The sequence below is a fragment of the Myxococcales bacterium genome (assembly GCA_016716835.1).
GTDB lineage: Bacteria > Myxococcota_A > Polyangia > Haliangiales > Haliangiaceae > JADJUW01.
This window is the reverse complement of sequence record JADJUW010000001.1, coordinates 1,139,911-1,157,851: the sequence shown is the minus strand read 5'-3', so window position 1 is coordinate 1,157,851 and position 17,941 is coordinate 1,139,911. Positions and strand designations below refer to the sequence as shown.

At 65.6% G+C, this 17,941-nt stretch carries 21 protein-coding genes; 19 read left to right on the top strand and 2 right to left on the bottom strand.

What is annotated here, in order from left to right; translation table 11 throughout:
- The first annotated feature begins 29 nt into the window (after positions 1–29).
- From fabG to nusB, 10 genes are read left to right on the top strand one after another with little or no spacing between them, the layout of a single operon-like run.
- A complete protein-coding gene (gene fabG, locus IPL79_05175; protein MBK9070381.1) occupies positions 30–791 on the top strand; it encodes a 3-oxoacyl-ACP reductase FabG in 762 nt (253 codons plus the stop codon).
- Positions 792–838: 47 nt separating this feature from the next.
- Complete coding sequence (gene acpP / locus IPL79_05170; protein ID MBK9070380.1) at positions 839–1,081, top strand: acyl carrier protein; 243 nt, start codon at positions 839–841, stop codon at positions 1,079–1,081.
- A 12-nt stretch (positions 1,082–1,093) separates the two neighbouring features.
- A complete protein-coding gene (gene fabF / locus IPL79_05165) occupies positions 1,094–2,344 on the top strand; it encodes a beta-ketoacyl-ACP synthase II (protein ID MBK9070379.1) in 1,251 nt (416 codons plus the stop codon).
- 2 nt (positions 2,345–2,346) lie between these two features.
- Positions 2,347–2,784, top strand: coding sequence for a ribose 5-phosphate isomerase B (rpiB, locus tag IPL79_05160; GenBank protein ID MBK9070378.1), 438 nt, complete (start codon positions 2,347–2,349; stop codon positions 2,782–2,784).
- Positions 2,785–2,844: 60 nt separating this feature from the next.
- On the top strand, positions 2,845–3,345 hold the full coding sequence (gene nrdR, locus IPL79_05155) for a transcriptional repressor NrdR (protein MBK9070377.1): 501 nt from the start codon (positions 2,845–2,847) through the stop codon (positions 3,343–3,345).
- A 53-nt stretch (positions 3,346–3,398) separates the two neighbouring features.
- Positions 3,399–4,556, top strand: coding sequence for a bifunctional diaminohydroxyphosphoribosylaminopyrimidine deaminase/5-amino-6-(5-phosphoribosylamino)uracil reductase RibD (gene ribD, locus IPL79_05150; GenBank protein ID MBK9070376.1), 1,158 nt, complete (start codon positions 3,399–3,401; stop codon positions 4,554–4,556).
- A 5-nt stretch (positions 4,557–4,561) separates the two neighbouring features.
- Positions 4,562–5,191 (top strand): riboflavin synthase, encoded by a 630-nt coding sequence (locus IPL79_05145; GenBank protein MBK9070375.1) that lies wholly within the window; start codon positions 4,562–4,564, stop codon positions 5,189–5,191.
- The gene (gene ribB, locus IPL79_05140) at positions 5,188–6,327 is read left to right on the top strand and encodes a 3,4-dihydroxy-2-butanone-4-phosphate synthase (protein ID MBK9070374.1); all 1,140 of its coding nucleotides are present in this window, start codon (positions 5,188–5,190) and stop codon (positions 6,325–6,327) included. Before IPL79_05145 ends, ribB begins: the two co-directional genes overlap by 4 nt.
- Positions 6,328–6,380: 53 nt before the next feature.
- The gene (locus IPL79_05135; GenBank protein MBK9070373.1) at positions 6,381–6,869 is read left to right on the top strand and encodes a 6,7-dimethyl-8-ribityllumazine synthase; all 489 of its coding nucleotides are present in this window, start codon (positions 6,381–6,383) and stop codon (positions 6,867–6,869) included.
- Complete coding sequence (nusB, locus tag IPL79_05130; protein ID MBK9070372.1) at positions 6,866–7,327, top strand: transcription antitermination factor NusB; 462 nt, start codon at positions 6,866–6,868, stop codon at positions 7,325–7,327. The genes IPL79_05135 and nusB overlap by 4 nt, the downstream gene beginning before the upstream one ends.
- Here the strand turns inward: nusB and IPL79_05125 are convergent.
- A complete protein-coding gene (locus tag IPL79_05125) occupies positions 7,320–7,808 on the bottom strand; it encodes a cytochrome P460 family protein (protein ID MBK9070371.1) in 489 nt (162 codons plus the stop codon). The two genes, nusB and IPL79_05125, sit on opposite strands and share 8 nt — an antisense overlap.
- A gap of 90 nt (positions 7,809–7,898) precedes the next feature.
- On the opposite strand from IPL79_05125, the gene IPL79_05120 reads away from it, so the two are divergent.
- From IPL79_05120 to IPL79_05100, 5 genes are all read left to right on the top strand, one after another.
- The gene (locus tag IPL79_05120) at positions 7,899–9,071 is read left to right on the top strand and encodes a DUF1343 domain-containing protein (protein MBK9070370.1); all 1,173 of its coding nucleotides are present in this window, start codon (positions 7,899–7,901) and stop codon (positions 9,069–9,071) included.
- Between the two features lie 3 nt (positions 9,072–9,074).
- The gene (locus IPL79_05115) at positions 9,075–9,659 is read left to right on the top strand and encodes a nicotinate-nicotinamide nucleotide adenylyltransferase (GenBank protein MBK9070369.1); all 585 of its coding nucleotides are present in this window, start codon (positions 9,075–9,077) and stop codon (positions 9,657–9,659) included.
- Complete coding sequence (locus IPL79_05110) at positions 9,656–10,537, top strand: DUF2520 domain-containing protein (GenBank protein MBK9070368.1); 882 nt, start codon at positions 9,656–9,658, stop codon at positions 10,535–10,537. The genes IPL79_05115 and IPL79_05110 overlap by 4 nt, the downstream gene beginning before the upstream one ends.
- A gap of 35 nt (positions 10,538–10,572) precedes the next feature.
- Positions 10,573–11,157, top strand: a complete 585-nt coding sequence (locus IPL79_05105) for a hypothetical protein (protein ID MBK9070367.1) — start codon at positions 10,573–10,575, stop codon at positions 11,155–11,157.
- 613 nt (positions 11,158–11,770) lie between these two features.
- Positions 11,771–12,364 (top strand): hypothetical protein, encoded by a 594-nt coding sequence (locus IPL79_05100; GenBank protein ID MBK9070366.1) that lies wholly within the window; start codon positions 11,771–11,773, stop codon positions 12,362–12,364.
- A 32-nt stretch (positions 12,365–12,396) separates the two neighbouring features.
- Here IPL79_05100 and IPL79_05095 read toward each other — a convergent pair whose 3' ends face one another.
- The gene (locus tag IPL79_05095; GenBank protein MBK9070365.1) at positions 12,397–13,794 is read right to left on the bottom strand and encodes a hypothetical protein; all 1,398 of its coding nucleotides are present in this window, start codon (positions 13,792–13,794) and stop codon (positions 12,397–12,399) included.
- A gap of 89 nt (positions 13,795–13,883) precedes the next feature.
- Between IPL79_05095 and IPL79_05090 the strand changes: the two genes are divergently transcribed.
- From IPL79_05090 to IPL79_05075, 4 genes are read left to right on the top strand one after another with little or no spacing between them, the layout of a single operon-like run.
- Positions 13,884–15,002, top strand: coding sequence for a cysteine desulfurase (locus IPL79_05090; protein MBK9070364.1), 1,119 nt, complete (start codon positions 13,884–13,886; stop codon positions 15,000–15,002).
- Between the two features lie 46 nt (positions 15,003–15,048).
- Positions 15,049–16,224 (top strand): acetyl-CoA C-acyltransferase, encoded by a 1,176-nt coding sequence (locus IPL79_05085; protein MBK9070363.1) that lies wholly within the window; start codon positions 15,049–15,051, stop codon positions 16,222–16,224.
- A complete protein-coding gene (locus IPL79_05080; protein MBK9070362.1) occupies positions 16,221–17,099 on the top strand; it encodes a 3-hydroxybutyryl-CoA dehydrogenase in 879 nt (292 codons plus the stop codon). Before IPL79_05085 ends, IPL79_05080 begins: the two co-directional genes overlap by 4 nt.
- Positions 17,100–17,151: 52 nt before the next feature.
- Positions 17,152–17,934, top strand: coding sequence for an enoyl-CoA hydratase/isomerase family protein (locus IPL79_05075; GenBank protein MBK9070361.1), 783 nt, complete (start codon positions 17,152–17,154; stop codon positions 17,932–17,934).
- Positions 17,935–17,941: the final 7 nt, after the last annotated feature.

Genomic DNA, 17,941 nt, shown 5'->3' with positions numbered 1-17,941 from the left:
CGTCCTGCACCCTAAGGTAGGCTGCGCGCATGATTATAGATCGCGCATTGGCAGGCAAGGTGGCGCTCGTCACCGGTGGTTCTCGCGGTATTGGGCGCGCTATCTGCCTGGCATTGGCACATCGCGGCGCCACGGTGGTCGTCAACTACGCGACGCGCGCCGAGGCGGCGCAGCAAACGCTCGACGACGTCGTCGCCGCAGGCGGCGCGGGGAGCCTGGCTGGCTTTGACGTCGGCAACGCCGAGGCCGTCACCAGCGGCATCAAGGCCGTCATCGAGCAGCATGGTCGCCTCGACATCATCGTCAACAACGCCGGCATCGCGATCAACGGCCTCGTGATGCGCTTCAAAGACGAGCAATGGGCGCAGACGCTGCAAACCAATCTCAGCAGCCTATTTTACGTGGTGCGCGCCGGCGCCTCGCAGGTCCTAAAGGCCAAGGACGGCGGGCGCATCATCAACATCTCGTCGGTCGTTGGCGAGTTTGGAAACGGCGGGCAGGCCGCCTATGCGGCCTCCAAGGCTGGCATGATTGGGCTCACCAAATCGCTGGCACGCGAATTCGCCGGGCGCGGGGTGACGGTTAACGCGGTGGCGCCTGGATTCATCGATACCGACATGACGCAAGGCGAAATGCCCGAGGCCGCGCGCGCCAAGCTGATCTCAGATATCCCCCTCGGCCGCATGGGAAAATCTTCTGAAGTTGCTGATATTGTTTCATTTTTGGCAGGCCCGGAGGCCGCGTACATCACCGGTGAGGTGGTGCGGGTCAACGGCGGGTTGTTGATGTAGAGCGCAACCTAGCGTATGACGGCGACGCCGCGAGGCGAGGACGTCCCATGACCCCACAAGAAATTGAAGCCAAAGTAAAACAACTCATCTGTGACCAGCTTGAAGTCTCCATGGAGCAGCTCAAGCCGAAAGCCTCATTTGTCGACGATCTCAAGGCCGACTCGATCGCGGTGGTTGAATTGGTGTTGGCGCTCGAGCAGGCCTTCGACATCGAAATTGCCGAGGCCGATACCGAGCAGATCAAGACGGTCAAAGACGCGGTCAATTATCTGCAAAAGCACGCAAAATAATCTAGGCGGCGCATGATGGAACGAGTCGTCATTACGGGCATCGGCCTAGTAACGCCGCTCGGGCCGACCGCCGAGTCGACGTGGGAGGCGTTGCTGCAGGCCAAGACCGTCGCGGCGCCGATTACCGCGTTCGACGCCTCGGCCTTTGCCACCAAATTCGCCTGCGAGGTGCGAGGCTGGGATGCCACGCCGTGGTTTTCGAGCCGCGATCTCAAGCACGTCGATCGCGTCGCGCAATTTGGCGTCGCGGCGGCGATGATGGCGCTGGCCGACGCGGGCCTGACGCTGCCGCTGGCAGAGGCCGAGGCCGATCGCTGGGCGACCTACATTGGCTCGGGCATGGGCGGCATTATTACGATCGAACACACGATGGCGACCTATGCCGCCAAGGGGCCGCGGTACGGCATCTCGCCGTACTTTGTCACCGATATCATTAGCAACATCATCCCGGGCATGGTGTCGCTGCGCGGCAACTTGCGCGGCGCAAACATGTCACACGTGTCCGCGTGTGCGACCGGCGGCCATGCGATCGGCGAGGCCATGCGCGCGATTCGCCACGGCTATGTCGATGGCGCGGTAGCCGGCGGCGCCGAGGCCACCATCTCGCCGCTCGGCATTGGCGGCTTTTCATCGCTGCGCGCGATGTCGACACGCAACGACGAACCGGCGACGGCGTGCCGGCCCTTTGATCGCGATCGCGATGGCTTTGTGATGGGCGAGGGCGGCGCGGTGGTTGTGCTCGAAGGGCTCACCAAGGCCAAGCGGCGCGGTGCGCGGATCCTCGCCGAGGTGGTTGGCTATGGCGCCAGCGCGGATGCACATCACATCACGGCGCCGTCGCCCGACGGCCAGGGCGCGGCGCGTGCCATGCGCATGGCGCTTGCCGACGCGAAGTGGTCGCCCGACCGCATCGACTATGTCAACGCGCACGGCACCTCGACGCCGCTCAACGACGCGGCCGAGACGGCGGCCATGCATCACGTGTTTGGCGCGCATGCCCGCCGGCTTTCCGTCTCGTCCACTAAGTCGATGACCGGGCACATGCTGGGCGCGGCGGGCGCGGCAGAGGCGGCGTTCTGTGCGCTTGCGCTGGCGCGCGGCGTGGTGCCACCCACCGCCAACTACGCGACGCCGGACCCGGCTTGCGATCTCGACTATGTGCCGAATGAACCGCGACAGGTGCAGGTGCGCGGGGCCATGACCAATGCCATCGGTTTTGGTGGGACTAATGCCGTTTTAGCGCTCGCGAAGTGGGAGGAATGATCATGCACACTTGGTATATCGGTTGCGATCACGCAGGCCTCTCCCTCAAGCGTTCGCTGGCAGCCTTGCTGCAGATGATGGGCGATACCGTCGTCGATCTCGGCACCAACGACGAAGCCTCGGTCGACTACCCCGATTTTGGCGCGGCCGTGGGACGCGCCGTGGTGGCGAATCCCGGCTCGCTTGGCATCGTGGTGTGCGGCAGCGGGGTTGGGATTTCCATCGCTGCCAACAAAATTAAGGGTGTGCGGGCGGCGCTTTGCACCGAGGAATACACCGCCTCGATGGCGCGGCAACACAACGATGCCAACGTGATCGCCTTCGGCGCTCGCGTCATTGGCCCAGGGCTGGCTGAACACGTGCTCATGGCGTTTCGAAACGCCACCTTCCTTGGGGATCGCCACGCACGTCGAGTTTCGTTGCTCAATGCGATAGACTGAGCTAGAGAGCCCAAATAAGCCAGAGCTGGCTGACTTGGCGTCCACTAGCGAGAACCTAACGTGCGCTGCCCATTTTGCACCGAACAAGAAGACCGAGTCATCGACTCCCGCGTGTCCAAAGACGGCCGCGAGACGAGGCGGCGTCGCGAGTGCGTCGGTTGCAATCGCCGCTACACCACGTACGAGCGCGTCGAAGAATCGATGCCGATGGTGGTCAAACGCGACGGCAGTCGCGAGCCGTTCGACCGCAATAAAATCGAACGCGGGCTGTCATATTCGGTGGCCAAGCGGCCGGTAACTACGGCCCAGCTCAAGACGCTGGCCGAAGCGATCGAACGCGACGTCGGCGAGACTGGCCTGCAAGAAATTGCCTCGCATGAAATTGGCGAGCGCGTGCTGCCGAAGTTGCGTGCGCTCGACGAGGTGGCGTTTGTGCGCTTCGCGTCGATCTATCGCGATTTTAGCAACCTCGATGAATTCACCAAGCAAGTTGAGACGCTCAAGCAAGACGACTCCGGATCGATCGGGCGCCGGCAGCTCGACGCCTCACAGCTGGTGTAAACAACATGGCGTCGCGCAGAGCCAGCGGCGTCACCCCGGCCGACGAGAGGCATATGCAGCGTTGCCTCGAGCTGGCGGCGATGGCTGCGGGGCAAACGGCACCCAACCCGGTGGTTGGCTGCGTCATCGTGAGCGCCGCGGGCAAGGTGCTCGCCGAAGGCTATCACGTGGCGGCGGGGCAGCCTCATGCCGAGGCGGTTGCGCTGGCTGGGCTTGGCGGCAAGGCGCGCGGTGCGACGCTTTATTGCAATCTTGAGCCGTGCCGGCATCGCAGCCATCGCCGCACCTCGCCCTGCACCGACGCGATCTTGGCCGCCGGCGTCGCGCGCGTTGTCTACGGTGCGAGCGACCCAATCAAGAGCCATGCCGGTGGCGGGCGGTTGCTCGCGCGGGCGGGCCTTGCGGTTACGTCAGGCGTCTTGCGGCAAGCGTGCGAAGACATCAATCGCGGCTTTATTTCGGTGGCTCGGCGCGGACGCCCGTGGGTGGTGCAGAAGGTGGCGATGTCGCTCGACGGCAAGATCGCGACGGCGGCCGGCGAATCAAAATGGCTTACCGGCGAGGCCGCGCGGCGCGACGGTCGCAGCTGGCGAAAGTGGTGCGACGCGATTGTGGTCGGCGTCGGCACCGTGAAAGCCGATGATCCGCAATTGACCGCGCGGGGCGCCGGGGCGCGCGACCCGATGCGCGTCGTCATCGACAGCAAGCTTTCCACGCCGCCAACCGCACGCGTCTTGCCGCGGCAAGCGCGCGGTTCCTCCGCTCGCGTTGTCATCGCGACGACCGCGCAGACGCTAACCGCAGCGCAGCGGTCGCCGAGCTCGGCGCTGGGCAAACGCTTGCGCGCGTTGCTCGCGGCGGGCGCCGAAGTATGGCCGATTGGCGCGGCGCCCTTAAAGCGCAACGCCAGGCCGTCACCCAAGGTCGACATCGCGCAACTGGCACGCGTGTTGGCCGCACAAGGATGTTTGACCGTGCTCATCGAGGGAGGCGCCAAGACGCACGGCGCCTGGCTTGAAGCCGGCCTCACCGACGAGCTGGTGCTGTACATGGCGCCGATCGCGCTAGGCAGCGGCGGGCCTTCGTGGCTTGCCGGTGGGGCGGTAGGCACCCTCGAGCGCGCGCCGCGCTTCGTGCTTGCACAGGCCCCTGTAGCGCTTGGCGATGACCTGCGGTTGCAGTACCGCCGGGCGCCGCTGCGTGCTATCTAGCGCGCGTGTTCACCGGGCTCATTGCGGATGTTGGCGTGCTCGCCAAGGCGCACGACGCTGGGGGCGCGGTGTGCTTTTCGGTGCGCCCGCAGGCGTGGTCGGTTGGCGAGCTGACCATTGGCGAATCGATTGCCCATAGCGGCGTGTGCCTGACCGTGACGGCGATTGACGCCGCGCAAGGCACCTATGACGTGCTGCTGGGGCCCGAAACCTTGCGCTGCACTAACCTTGGTCGCGCGGCGGCGGGTGCCCGCCTGAACCTCGAACGCGCCATGCTCGCCTCGGATCGCCTCGGAGGTCATATCGTCGCCGGCCACATTGATGGCGTAGGCACCGTCACGGCGCGGCAGCCCGACGGCAGCAATCTCCGCTTTGACATTGCGCTGGCGCCCTCGCTTGCACGCTACGTCGTCGCCAAGGGCTCGATTGCTATTGATGGCATCAGCCTAACCGTCAATCGCGTCAGCGATGATGACGTCTCGGTCTCGATCATTCCGCACACCGCGGCCGCTACCACGCTCGGTCAGACCCACGTGGGCGACGTCGTGAACATCGAAGTCGATCTGATCGGCAAGTACGTCGAGCGCTTGCTCGGCGAACACCTGCCCGCCGCCACCAAAGGAGCCACGTCATGATCCTAGATCCCATCTCGCGCGTCGCCAAGGCGATCGAAGACATCAAGGCCGGACGCATGGTCATCTTGGTTGATGACGAAGACCGTGAAAACGAAGGCGACTTTGTCATGGCGGCGTCCAAGGTGACGCCAGAGGCGATCAACTTCATGGCCACCTACGGGCGCGGCCTCATCTGTTTGGCGGTAGATGGCGCCACCGTCGACAAGCTCGAGTTGCCGATGATGGTGCGCGAGAACCGCGCTAGCATGGGCACGGCGTTCACGGTTTCGATCGAGGCCCGTCATGGCGTTTCCACCGGCATCAGCGCCAAGGATCGCGCGACCACGATCTTGGCCGCGATTGCCGACGACGCGCACCCGCGCGATTTGGTCTCGCCCGGTCATGTCTTTCCGCTGCGCGCGCGCGACGGCGGCGTCTTGGTGCGCACGGGGCAGACCGAGGGCTCGGTCGATTTGGCGCGCCTAGCTGGCGAAAAGGCGGCGGGCGTTATCTGCGAGATCATGCGCCCCGATGGCGAGATGGCACGCATGCCCGAGCTCGAAGAAGTGGCGGCGACGCATGGCCTGCTCATCTTGTCGGTGGCCGACCTCATCGCCTATCGCCTGCGTCACGAACGCATCGTCAAGCGCACGCATCAATTGCAGTTGCGCCCCTCGTGGCTCGGGCCTGGCTCGCCCTACGATGTTTATATCTACGAGGCGAGCGTAGAGCCCACTGAATACGCGGCGTTCGTGCGCGGCGACGTGCATGCGGCCTCGGCGCGCGGCGAAGACATCTTGGTGCGCGTGCAAACCACAGATTTGTTAACCGATGCCATAGGTAGCCGGCGTGAGACGCAGGCGGCTTTTGCCGCGGTCGAGGCCGCGGGCATCGGGGTGGTGATGTTGGTGTCGCGCCCTGAGTTGGTGCATTTCAAGCGCTCCGCCGAAAAACTCGCCCATCCAAGCCGCGGCGCCGTGGCGACCCAGACCGCCGGCAGCGAGGCCTTGCGCGATTTTGGCCTGGGGGCGCAGGTGCTCGCCGACGTGGGTTGCAAACGCATCATGCTGCTCTCTGATGTCGAACGGCGCATTGTCGGCATCGAGGCCTTCGGCATCGAGCTCGTCGGCCGCAAGCCGCTCCTGGGCGCAGCGTAGGCCTCATCCAGACGCCCCTTTACTTTGGGAGGGCCATTGTGTAGTCACGTGGCATGCCCGCGCAACTGTCAGGAACTCAGGACGGCACCGGGCTGCGCGTCGCCATCGTCGCCAGCCGCTTTAACGACGTCGTCGTCGAAGCGATGGTCGCCGCGGCGTCGCGCACGTGCCTTGAAAAGGGCGTGAAGGCCGACGATTTGTTCGTCATTCGCTGCCCGGGTGCATGGGAGCTACCGGGCCTTGTCGGGCGTGTGCTCGATCAGGGCGGCATCGATGCCGTCGTCGCGTTAGGCGCGGTGGTGCGCGGCGGTACGCCGCATTTTGATTATGTCGCCGGCGAGACGTCGCGCGGCCTAATGGCCCTAGCGACGGGGATGGTGCCGGTGGCGTTTGGCCTCTTGACCACCGATACCATGGAGCAGGCGCTCGAGCGCGCGGGCGGCGCGCACGGCAACAAGGGTCACGATGCGGCGCTCGCCGCGCTAGAGATGGCAACGCTATATCGCGCGCTGCCGAGCGCGGGCATGGGGCGACGGCGATGAGTGACGCCACGTTATCGCGCGCGATCAAGCAAAAGGCGCGCACGTACGCCCTGCAACTGTTGTATGCGCGCGATGTCGCGCATGACGCTGGCGCGGCCGCGGTAGAAAGCGACGTGGCGCCGGCGTGGGCGGAAGGGTTTGAGGTTGACGTGCCCCCCGAGGGCGTGGCTTATGCGCAAGCCCTTTGTCAGGCGGTCGACGACCGGCGCGCTGAGATCGACGCGTCGATCGTGCAACACTCGCGGAACTGGCGGCTCGAGCGCATGTCGCGCATCGATCGCAACATCTTGCGCCTGGGCACCGCCGAATTGCTCGCCTTCGCCGACACGCCGCACGGCGTCGTCATCAATGAGGCGATCGAGCTCGGCAAGCGGTTTGGCACCGGCGAATCCGGCGCCTTTATCAATGGCATCCTCGATCGCATCGCCAAGGGCGTTGCCGGCACCGCCGTCACATAGGTGGCAGCGCCGTAATCACGTAGTCGACGCCGGAGCTGTGGCAGCTGGCGCACGAGTCGGTGCCGCGCGCCCAGAAGGCCGGGTCGCGATAGTCGCTGCCGAAAACTTCATACCAAACCCAGGCGTCGCGGCTGGCTTCGTCCCGGTCCTTGATGGCGATGGCAAAGCCGCGCAGGTCGCCATTGGCCTCATAGAGCTCTTTGACCAGCGTGCTGCCGCGTGGGTGGGTCGCGTTGCCGTCCGCCAAGGATTGTGCGACCAGCGGGTCAAAGTAGACGAGCTTGTCGCCATGGGGACCGGGACCATCCTCAATGGCCGCCTCTTTAACCCAGGACTTATAGGCGCCGTCTTCGATGAGATTGACGATCGCGTCGAGCGATGTAAGCTGTGGATCGGCGTCGTCGACCCCGACGTCGTTGTTGCCGCACCCGTAGGCGGCAATGGCAGTTAGGCAGCAGATGGTCAGTGTGTTGGCGCGCATGGCAGGTGCTACGCCGTCCGGAAGATGCGGTTACACCTTTTCGTGGCGGCCTGGCGCAGGGGTTTATGGCAACGTGTGTATGCTAACGCCATGGCAGTTCGAACAGGCCTCGACAAAGTCGCCGCCGGTGGGCTGGCGTGGCTCGCCGGCAAGCGCATTGGGCTCATTGCCAATCCAAGCGCCATCACCGCGGGCTATGTCCACGCGATCGATGTGTTGCGGGGGCAATCCACCATCGCGGCGCTATTTGGCCCCGAGCATGGCTTGCGCGGCGATGCGCAAGACATGATTTCCGTCGCGGGGGAGCGCGATCCTAAGACCGGCGGCGCCGTTCATAGCCTCTACGGTCACACCTACGAAACCCTCACGCCGACGGCCGCAGCGCTGCAAGGCCTCGACGCGCTGGTGTTTGACATCCAAGACGTCGGCAGTCGCTATTACACGTTTGTGTGGACGATGGTGCTCGCCATGCGCGCGGCGGCGGCGGCGCGCATTCCCTTTGTCGTGCTCGATAGGCCCAATCCGCTCGGTGGCGCGCGCGTCGAAGGCGGCGCCATCGCGCCCGGCTATGAGTCCTTTGTCGGCCTGGTGTCATGCGCCAACCGGCACGGCCTGACGGCTGGTGAAATCGCGCGTTGGCGCGCCGCCGCGGAACAGCTCGACGTCGACCTGCGCATCGTGGCCATGGATGGCTGGCGCCGCGCGATGTATTTCGAAGACACCGGCCTGCCGTGGGTGATGCCGTCGCCCAATATGCCCATGGTTGATACCGCGGTGGTCTATCCCGGGATGTGCCTCGTCGAAGGCACCGAGGCCTCGGAAGGGCGGGGCACCACGCGGCCTTTCGAGCTCTTCGGCGCGCCATTTTGCGACGGCGAAGATTTAGCGCGCGAGCTGACATCCTACCGCCTGCCGGGTTGCGTCTTCCGTGCCACGGGGATTCGCCCGGCCTTTCAAAAACACGCCGGCGTGGTGTGCGGCGCGGTGCAGCTGCATGTCACCGACCGCCGCACCTTCCTGCCTTACCTCACCGGCGTGGCAGCCTTGCGCGCCCTGCGCTGCGTCGGCGGCGATCGCTTTGCCTGGCGGGTCCGTGCCTATGAATTTGTCGACACGATTCCTGCCATCGATTTGCTATGCGGCAGCCCTATGGTGCGCACGTTGGTCGATGCGCGCGCGCCGCTGCAAGACATCGCCGCCACGTGGGCGGGCGAAGAAGTCGCCTATGCCGAGGCTCGCCGTGCCTGGTTGCTGTACGATTAGCGGATGCGGATAGGCTTGTTTGGCGGCAGCTTTAATCCGCCGCACGTGTGCCATCAGCTCGCCACCGTGGTCGCGCTCGAGTGTGGCCCATTTGACGAGGTGTGGTGGGTGCCAGCCTATCGCCACGCTTTGGGCAAGGACCTCGCGCCCTTTGCAGATCGGCTGGCCATGTGCCAGCTGGCCACGGCGGCGCTCGGGCCACGCGTGCGGGTACGCGAAGATGAGGCGCAGATTTTTGCCGATGGATCGCCCAGCCATACGCTGGTGCTCTTGCACCACCTGTTGCGCGCTGCCGCGGGAGGGGCGTCCAATTCATTTCGCCTGCTGATCGGTTCGGACATTTTGCGCGAGACGGCGGCCTGGCATCGATGGGATGAGGTCGCGGCGCTTGCACCGCCATGGGTCATCCCGCGGCAAGACTTTATTGCCAGCGATGACGCCACCTTGTCAGCTCACCAAGGCGCACCGGTGGCGCTGCCGGCGGTGGCGTCGCGCGAGATTCGGTCGCAATTGCAGGCGAGCGGCCGCGCCGCAGGCTTGCCGCATGGCGTGGCAGCCTATATCGTGCAACACGGGCTCTACCGGTGAAGACGAAACAACCTACCGTATTTGTGATCGGCGCCGGCGTCGTCGCTACCGCGATGGCCGGTGCGCTCCGTCGAGGCGGCGTGCCGGTGCTTGGCCTGTGGGCACGCAACGCTCATGAAGCGCGCGTTGCTGCCGCTGCTGCCGGCGTCGCGGCGTACGCCTCGCCGCCGGATCGCTTGCTTGAATGCGATGCGGTGATCATCGCGGTCAGCGATGATGCAATCGCCGAGGTTGCCGCGCGCGTCGTGGCCACCGGGCTTATCACCACACGGCACACCCTCATCCCTTGTTCAGGCGCTACCGCGGCGGCCGCCGCTTTTGGCGAGCTCGCGGCGCGCGTCGGTGGCGTCGCCACCATGCATCCCTTGGCTGCTATCGCGGCAGGTCGCGTCGGCATGACGCAACTGCACGGGCTCGCCTTTGGCGTGGAGGGCACGCCCCATGGCGTGGCGGTCGTGCATCAACTCGTCGCCGCGCTCGCGGGGCGCGCCTTGACCTTGTCGTCGAGTCAGATGGCGCGCTATCACCTCGCGGCTAGCTTTGGCTCGAATTTCGTCGTGACCTTGCTTGACCAAGCGGTTCTCCTTTTTACGCAAGCAGGCCTCGCCGCCGCTGACGCCCAACAGGCCGCCGCGGCGCTCGCGGCCGGCGCCATTGGCAATGTTCGCGACAAAGGCAGCGCGGCCGGCCTAACCGGACCCATCATGCGCGGCGACGTGCACACGGTACAGCGTCATCTTGAAGCGCTGTCGGATGCGCCCGCGGTGAGGCAGCTCTACGTCGCGCTGGCGCGCGCGACCGCGGTGCTCGCGCAGCGCGGCGGCTTGCCGCCGGCGCAGGCCGCGCAAATCGAGCAACTGCTGAGCGATAAGGCGTAGCATCAGCCCGTCTGCCCACGTACACTTGCGGCACGATGAAGCCCGCAATCTTCCGCATGTCGTCGACCCGCCCCGGTTTTTTTCGCGTGGCGGCAATGGGCCTGGCCCTGTTCTCGTTGCAGCTCGTTTGGCCCGCGCCCAGTGCGCTTGCCCAGCGCTCGCCCGAAAAAGTGTTCGGCGGTCAAGTGCTGCTCAGCGACAAGCGCTTTCCAACCGCGGACAAGAGCGTGGCCCGTTTTATCTCGCGCGTGAAGGTGAACCAGAAAAAATCAATCTGGGAAGACCCCGCGACGCAGGAGTGGTCGGTGCACATGCTGGCGTTTTTCAAGCAGGGGATGCCAGATCTCAAGTACACGGTGCATGTCTTTGACATCACGGAGCGCACGCGTCGGCTTGTCTCGTCGATGGATCAATATGCCGGCGATCGCGGCCTGATGTCGCTGAGCACCTCGCTCGTCTTGGCGCGCAAAGACCTTGGCGCCAACCGCAAGATCATGATCACCATCACGTCGGGCGGCAAAACCCTTGCGACCGGGCGCATTAACCTTCTCGGCAAAGTAATTAGGAAGGACGGCGTCGTTGATTTCAGCGACGCCGCGACGCAGCAGGCCTCGCAGTAGCACGAGGTGTAGGCGGCGGGCGCACAGCATGTCGCAGGGCCGCGGGCTCGTGACGAAGCGCCGCGTCGCCGGGTTGCAATTTATGGCAATTGCTCCCACGCTAGTAGGGTCGTGACTCGCAAGTTTCGGATCGTCGTGTGCCGCGGGCCGGAGTGCGGTGAAAAACGCGGCTCGGCTGCGATCGCTACCGCCTTCGTAAGTGCGTGCAAGCGTTTGGGCGCGCAGGATGTCGCGATGGAGTGGCAGAGCTGCTTTGGTCGCTGCAGCCAAGGCGTCAACGCCCTGGTGCGCGAAATGCCGCCCGCACCGGCTGCCGGTACGGGGCCGCGCTTTTCGCTGGCGACGCTGCCGGGCAAGAAGGGCACCCAGGCCCTCTACCAACGCCTCGACCTCGCCCGCGTCGAACGCATCGTTAAGAGCACGTCATTGGTGGCAGCATCGTGCGTGAATTTATCGAGCCGCCACCACCCGTCGTTCTGCCCCCCATCCCGTCATTTTTGCCTCCCACAGCAGCCGACGAAAGCGCCCACGATTGCGCGCCGTCAGCGGCACACGCCGACGCCGAGCGCGTTACAATTGCGCCCGACCGCCCGGCGGCAAAGGACAAATAAACGTGAAAACCTCCACTTCATTTCTTGTGGTCATCTGCCTCGTGGCCGGCCTGGCGGCTGCCGCAGGCTGCGGCAAATCGACCACTAAGCTGCAGGACACGCCCGAGACGCTGGCACGGCTCGAGACCTGTAACAAGACGCTCACCGAAGCCGAGCGGCGCATCGCCGCGCTCGAGACCTCGGCCGAGGCGGAGAGCCTAGGTGCGGGCGGCGACGTCGTCGTGCGCGTCGAAGGCGGCGATTTTGTGATCACGGCGGGACAGGGCGCTCGAGGCGGCGCCGGGCCACAACTCGATGACGCCACCTTGGCGGCGAATTCTAAGATCTTCATGGATTTCGTCAGCAAGTCGCGCACGGCGATCCAGCGTTGCTATGAGCAGGCGCTCAAGCGCAACGTCGCGCTCGGTAACAGCTCGGTCAAGCTTTCGCTCGCCGCAAATTTCTCGCCCGCGGGCGTCGTCAAGAAGTTGACGGTCAAGCCGACCGTCGATAGCGGCTTTGACAGTTGCCTCAGCGGCGTCGCCGGCAAATGGAAATTGCCGGTCGCCGTCGCCGGCTCGACCTATCAGGCCAACCTCGAGCTCCGACCCAATTAATGCGCGCGGCGTGCGTCGCGCGTCGCCCACGCTCAGCGGACCTGCATAGTCTGCCGACGTCGCAACGCGAGGCGCGCGAAGGCATTGCTCGTGACTTGCGCCAGCGCGATGAGTTCGCTGTCGCTCGGCGTGCGCGAGGTTAGTTCGGCGAGCGAAAATGCGATGGCGCGCTGGCGGAGCATGACCGGCACGATCACGACCAGTGGCATGAACTGCCCAAGCGCCTCGGCCGCAAACATTTGCGACGGTACATCGGGCAGGGGCCCGCGGTAGGGACGGCCACGCATGAGCGCGGCGCCAATGCTGGGAATCGCCGCCATCGGCGTGAAGCGCCCGGTGCTGGGATGCAGCGTGGCCGAATCGCCGCGCACCACGCAAAAAACAATATGGTCAGTGAACATCGAGCGCAAGAACTCAGCGATGGCGTCATCGCGGCTAGGCGCGGCCGCGATGGCACGCGACGCACTCGCAAGGTCGCGCGTTAGATGCTTGGTAACCGCAACGGTGGCGCGTGCGATGGCCTGGGCGGTGTCGTAGCCGACAACGGTGTCGCTGCGCGCGCGCGTGCGGCTTACCGGTGGCGGCGCGCTTGGCTCGGGGTCGTCGATGACAACGGCCGGGACGGGCGACGCGGATCCAAGCTGCTGCAAGTCGATCATGACCGGCGGCAAGTCGGTCAGCCGGCGTATGCGTGGACTCACCGCGTGGATCTCGCCGGTGCGAGGTGCCAGCTCGGTCGGGCTATTGGCGACGTCGGTAGCGACCGCGAGGCGGGTGGTCGAGACGCCGGCGCTTAGATCGGCATCGCCGCCCGCGGCCGGTCGGCGCGTCGCGTCGATGAGTTCTTCGGTAATGCGGGGGGCGCGCTTTTTGGGCAACACGAGCGGCTGCACGGTCTGCGGTGCGGGGTTCGTCGACGAGACGGTCGCCCGAGGCGTCGCCGCCATGTTGACGCTGCTGGGATCCGCGGGCACGAGGAGCGGCTCGGCCAAGGGCGTCACCACGCCATAGTATTTTGCCAGGCACCACGCAATTTGTGCCTGCATCGCGATGGTGCGCATGACATGACGGCCGGTAAAGAACGAGATTTCCTCCAGCGCCGCGTTATCGGACGGGTCTGAAAACGCCACGACCAAGTTGCCCTCGCCGTCGATGGCAAGCGGCATGACGCGAAACTCCACGGCCATATCGGCGGGCAGCGCCGCTAGCGCATCTCCTGCAATATCAGCGAGCATGGCCGGTGCCACGATTGGCAGCCGCAAGCGCTCGCGCAGCAGCAAGGTCAACGATTGATCGGAAATCGCGCCAAGCCTTACCAAGGCCTCGAGCAGGCTGCCGCCATCGCGTTGGCGCAGGCGGCGCGCATCGGCGATGCTCGGCGCCGCGATGGCGTCGATCGCGCATAGCCAGTCTGTTAGCTCGTGTCCCACGCGGTAGGCCTCTGGCTAGTTATAGCCGGTAAGGAGCGCGGGCGTGACTAGCAATTACCAGCTTATTGGTCATAATTAGGCGCTGGGCCATGCGGATCTATTTGGACTACAATGCGAGCGCGCCCGTCTTGCCCGAGGTGGTCACCGCCGTCCTCGCGGCCACCTCTCAGCTCGGCAATCCCTCCTCGATCCATGCTGAGGGACGCGCGACTAGGCAGCTCGTCGAGCACAGCCGCGCGCAGGTTGCGCAGCTTCTCGACGCCACGTCGGATGAGGTCGTCTTTACCAGCGGTGGGACCGAGGCCATTGCGCTCGGCGCGATTGGGCTCGCGCGTTGTGCGCGCGATCGCGGCGCGGCGTCGCTGGTGCTTGTCTGCGCGACCGTGCATCCAGCGGTGCGGGGCGCCCTAGCCCAACTCGCGCTGGAGGGCTTCCAGGTGCAAACGCTGCCCGTGGATGAGGCGGGCCGCTTGCAACCCTTTGCGGCGGCGCGCGCCGCCTTGGTTGCGATCTCGGCGGCGAATCACGAAACGGGCGTGGTGCAACCGTTGGCGCAGGTGCGTGCCTGGGCGGGCGATTCGCCGCTGTTTGTCGACGCGGTGCAGTGGGCGGGCAAGCGCGCCTTGAGCGAGGTCGTTGCCGTGGCCGATGCCGCGTCTATCTCGGCGCACAAGTTTGGCGGGCCCAAGGGCGTCGGCGCGCTGTGGGTAAAAGCTGGCTGGCCTCTGGCAGCGGTGATGCCAGGCGGCAACCAAGAGCGACAGCGCAGGCCCGGCACCGAGAATCTCGCGGGCATTGCGGGCATGGCCGCTGCCGCGAAGTGCGTCCCGGCGCGTTTGGCTCTGGCAGGGGAAATCAGCGCGGTCGCCGCGTCGCTGGAGGCCTCTGCTCGTGCCATCGCCGGCGCCCACATTAACGGTGGGCATGCCGAGCGGATTGGCAACACCGTCAACGTTCGCTTTGACGGTGCGCGCGGCGACGCGATCGCGATGGCGCTTGATGTCGCGGGCATCGCGGTCTCCAACGGGGCGGCGTGCACCTCGGGCTCCGTCAAGCCGTCGCCGGTTTTACTCGCCATGGGTCAGGATGACGCGATGGCGCGCGCGGCCGTGCGCTTTAGCCTCGGGCCTGGCACGACGCAAGATGACGTTCGCCGCGTGATGGAGGTGCTGCCTGGCATTGTCGCCCGCGCCCGCCAATTCGGCTGACCTCGGCGCGGTTGACGCCACCCGGGTTCGGGGGTATCCAGACCCTATGAATGACGTCGTAATTGTTGCCGCCGCGCGAACCGCGATTGGCTCGTTTTTGGGTGCCTTGACGACTGCCACCGCGCCAACGCTCGGCGCCGCGGCGATCAAGGGTGCCGCGGCGCGCGCGAAGCTCGCGGCCGCTGAGGTTGGCCTTGTGCATATGGGTTCGGTGCTGCAAGCCGGCCTGGGACAGGCACCCGCGCGGCAAGCGTTGATCAAGGCAGGCTTGGCGCAAAGCACGCCGGCGGTGACGGTCAACAAGGTGTGCGGCTCGGGTCTCGAAGCCGTGATCTCGGCGGCGCGCGCGATCGCGCTCGGCGATGTTGCGGTTGCCATTGCGGGCGGCATGGAGTCGATGTCGAACGCGCCGCACCTCGTGGCCGGCGCGCGCAGTGGCTTTAAGATGGGAAATTTTCAGGCGGTCGATTCCATGGTGCACGATGGCCTGTGGGATCCGTACAACAATCAGCACATGGGAAATTGCGGCGAGCTGTGCGCCAAAGAGCACAACATCACGCGCCAGGCGCAAGACGAATTCGCGGCCGAGAGCTATCGCCGCGCGCTCGCCGCGCAAAAAGATGGGCGGTTTGCCGGTGAGATCGTGCCGGTCGCCATTGCCAGCAAGGCCGGCGAGGTCGAGGTAGTTCTCGACGAGGAGCCTGGTCGCGGCAACATCGAAAAGCTCCCGGGCTTGCGCCCCGCGTTCGCCAAAGACGGCACCATCACCGCCGGCAATGCGTCGTCGCTTAACGATGGCGCGGCGGCCTTGGTCTTGATGTCGGCGCAGGAGGCGGCGCGCCGCGGGCTGCCCGTGCTGGCAAAAATCGTCGCGTCGGGTTACCACGCGCAAGCGCCCGAATGGTTCACCACGGCGCCGGCCGCGGCGATTAAGTCTGCGCTGACCAAGGCAGGCTGGGACGCCGCCTCGGTCGACCTGTGGGAAATCAACGAAGCCTTCGCGGTTGTGTCGCTGATCAACAATCAGATGCTTGCGCTCGACCCGGCCAAAGTCAACGTCTGGGGCGGCGCGGTCGCGCTCGGGCACCCCATCGGCGCCTCCGGCGCGCGCATCTTGGTGACCCTGCTATCGGCGATGGCGCAACGCGGGGTGAAGCGCGGTGGCGCCTCGCTTTGCATCGGCGGCGGCGAAGGCATCGCGCTACTTGTGGAGCGCCCGTGAGCGCGCAAATCAGCAAGCTCGGCGTCGTCGGCACCGGCCAGATGGGGCAGGGCATCGCGCAGGTTGCGGCGCAGGCCGGGCTTGACGTCATCATGGTTGATATCTCACCGGAGTTGGCGCAGGCCGCGGTGAGCAAGCTCGGCAAGACGCTGGCGCGCCTGGTTGAAAAAGGCAAACTCACGGCGGAGCTTGCCAGCGCCGCCACGGCGCGCGTGACCGCGGGGCAGGGCCACAGCTCGCTGTCGGCCTGCGACTTCGTCATTGAGGCCGCACCCGAAAACGAAGCGCTCAAGCTCGAAATATTTGCCAGCCTTGGCCGGTTGGTGCGCCCCGAAGCCATCTTGGCGTCAAACACCTCATCGATTTCGATCACTAAATTGGCCGCGGCGTCAGGCCGGGCCGACCGCGTCATCGGCATGCATTTCATGAACCCGGTGCCACTGATGAAATTAGTCGAAATCGTCCGCGGCTTGCCAACCAGCGACGCGACGTTTCACACCACGGAGGCGCTCGCGGCCCGCTTCGGCAAGACCTCCATTTCGGCGCGCGACATCCCCGGCTTCATCGTCAACCGCGTGCTGATTCCGCTCATCAACGAGGCGTGCTTTGGCTTGTACGAGGGCCTCGGCAGCGCCGCTGACATCGATACCGGTGCGCGCCTGGGCCTCAATCACCCGATGGGGCCGCTCGAGCTCGCCGACCTCATCGGCCTCGATACGGTGCTCGCGATCGCCGAGGTGCTGCATCACGAACTCGGCGACACCAAGTATCGCGCGTGTCCGTTGCTGCGGCAGTACGTCGCCGCGGGATGGGTCGGCAAAAAGGCCGGCCGCGGCTTCTACCGCTACGACGAAAACGGCCAGAAAATCGGCTGAAGCACCCCCTGCGGTCCCCAAAAAGGCGGCCATGGGCTATAAACCCATGGCTATGTCATACGCCAATATCTTGGTTGAGGTTCATGGGCCGCTTGGCGTGCTAACGATCAATCGGCCCGCGCAACGCAACGCGCTGTCTGCCGCCGTGCTCGCCGAACTTGAAGCCGGCGTGATCGAGCTCGAAGCTAACCCAGCCGTGCGCGTCGTCGCCTTGGCTGGCGCGGGGCCCAAGGCCTTCGTCGCGGGCGCGGATATCGCAGAGATGGCCGCCATGAATAGCGAGCAGGCGCAGGCGTTTTCGCAACGCGGCAGTCAGCTCGGCAAGGCCATCGAGCGCTCGCGCGTGCCCTATGTCGCGCTCGTGCATGGCGTCGCGCTCGGCGGCGGCTGCGAGCTGGCGCTGGCTTGTGACTTTATCTATGCCACGCCCGCTGCCAAATTCGGCCAACCCGAGGTCAAGCTCGGCGTGATTCCTGGCTTTGGCGGCACGCAGCGCCTGCTTCGCCGCGTTGGCCTCGCCAAGGCCAAGGAACTCTGCCTCACCGGCGACGTCATCACCGCCGAAGAGGCGTTGCGCATCGGCCTCGTCGATGCGTTGGTGCCCGACAGCGAGCTGCGCACGGCCGCGGACGCGCTCGCCGCCCGCATCGCGCTCAATGCGCCACTGGCCGTCGCGGCCTGCAAGCGCGTGCTCGATAGCGGCCAATCGATGGCGCTCGACGAAGGCCTGCGCGTCGAGACGCAGGCCTTTGGCCATTTGTTTTCCAGTCGCGATCAACGCGAGGGCATGGCGGCGTTTCTCGAGAAACGCGTGCCCGCCTACACCGGGTCGTAAGGAGCGC

Coding starts and splice junctions, on each gene's coding strand:
- IPL79_05085 (MBK9070363.1), top strand. CDS start 15,049: ATGAATGACGTCGTAATTGTTGCCGCCGCGCGAACCGCGATTGGCTCG.
- fabF (MBK9070379.1), top strand. CDS start 1,094: ATGATGGAACGAGTCGTCATTACGGGCATCGGCCTAGTAACGCCGCTC.
- IPL79_05075 (MBK9070361.1), top strand. CDS start 17,152: ATGTCATACGCCAATATCTTGGTTGAGGTTCATGGGCCGCTTGGCGTG.
- nusB (MBK9070372.1), top strand. CDS start 6,866: ATGAGTGACGCCACGTTATCGCGCGCGATCAAGCAAAAGGCGCGCACG.
- rpiB (MBK9070378.1), top strand. CDS start 2,347: ATGCACACTTGGTATATCGGTTGCGATCACGCAGGCCTCTCCCTCAAG.
- ribB (MBK9070374.1), top strand. CDS start 5,188: ATGATCCTAGATCCCATCTCGCGCGTCGCCAAGGCGATCGAAGACATC.
- IPL79_05115 (MBK9070369.1), top strand. CDS start 9,075: ATGCGGATAGGCTTGTTTGGCGGCAGCTTTAATCCGCCGCACGTGTGC.
- acpP (MBK9070380.1), top strand. CDS start 839: ATGACCCCACAAGAAATTGAAGCCAAAGTAAAACAACTCATCTGTGAC.
- IPL79_05120 (MBK9070370.1), top strand. CDS start 7,899: ATGGCAGTTCGAACAGGCCTCGACAAAGTCGCCGCCGGTGGGCTGGCG.
- IPL79_05105 (MBK9070367.1), top strand. CDS start 10,573: ATGAAGCCCGCAATCTTCCGCATGTCGTCGACCCGCCCCGGTTTTTTT.
- IPL79_05090 (MBK9070364.1), top strand. CDS start 13,884: ATGCGGATCTATTTGGACTACAATGCGAGCGCGCCCGTCTTGCCCGAG.
- IPL79_05135 (MBK9070373.1), top strand. CDS start 6,381: ATGCCCGCGCAACTGTCAGGAACTCAGGACGGCACCGGGCTGCGCGTC.
- IPL79_05125 (MBK9070371.1), bottom strand. CDS start 7,808: ATGCGCGCCAACACACTGACCATCTGCTGCCTAACTGCCATTGCCGCC.
- ribD (MBK9070376.1), top strand. CDS start 3,399: ATGCAGCGTTGCCTCGAGCTGGCGGCGATGGCTGCGGGGCAAACGGCA.
- fabG (MBK9070381.1), top strand. CDS start 30: ATGATTATAGATCGCGCATTGGCAGGCAAGGTGGCGCTCGTCACCGGT.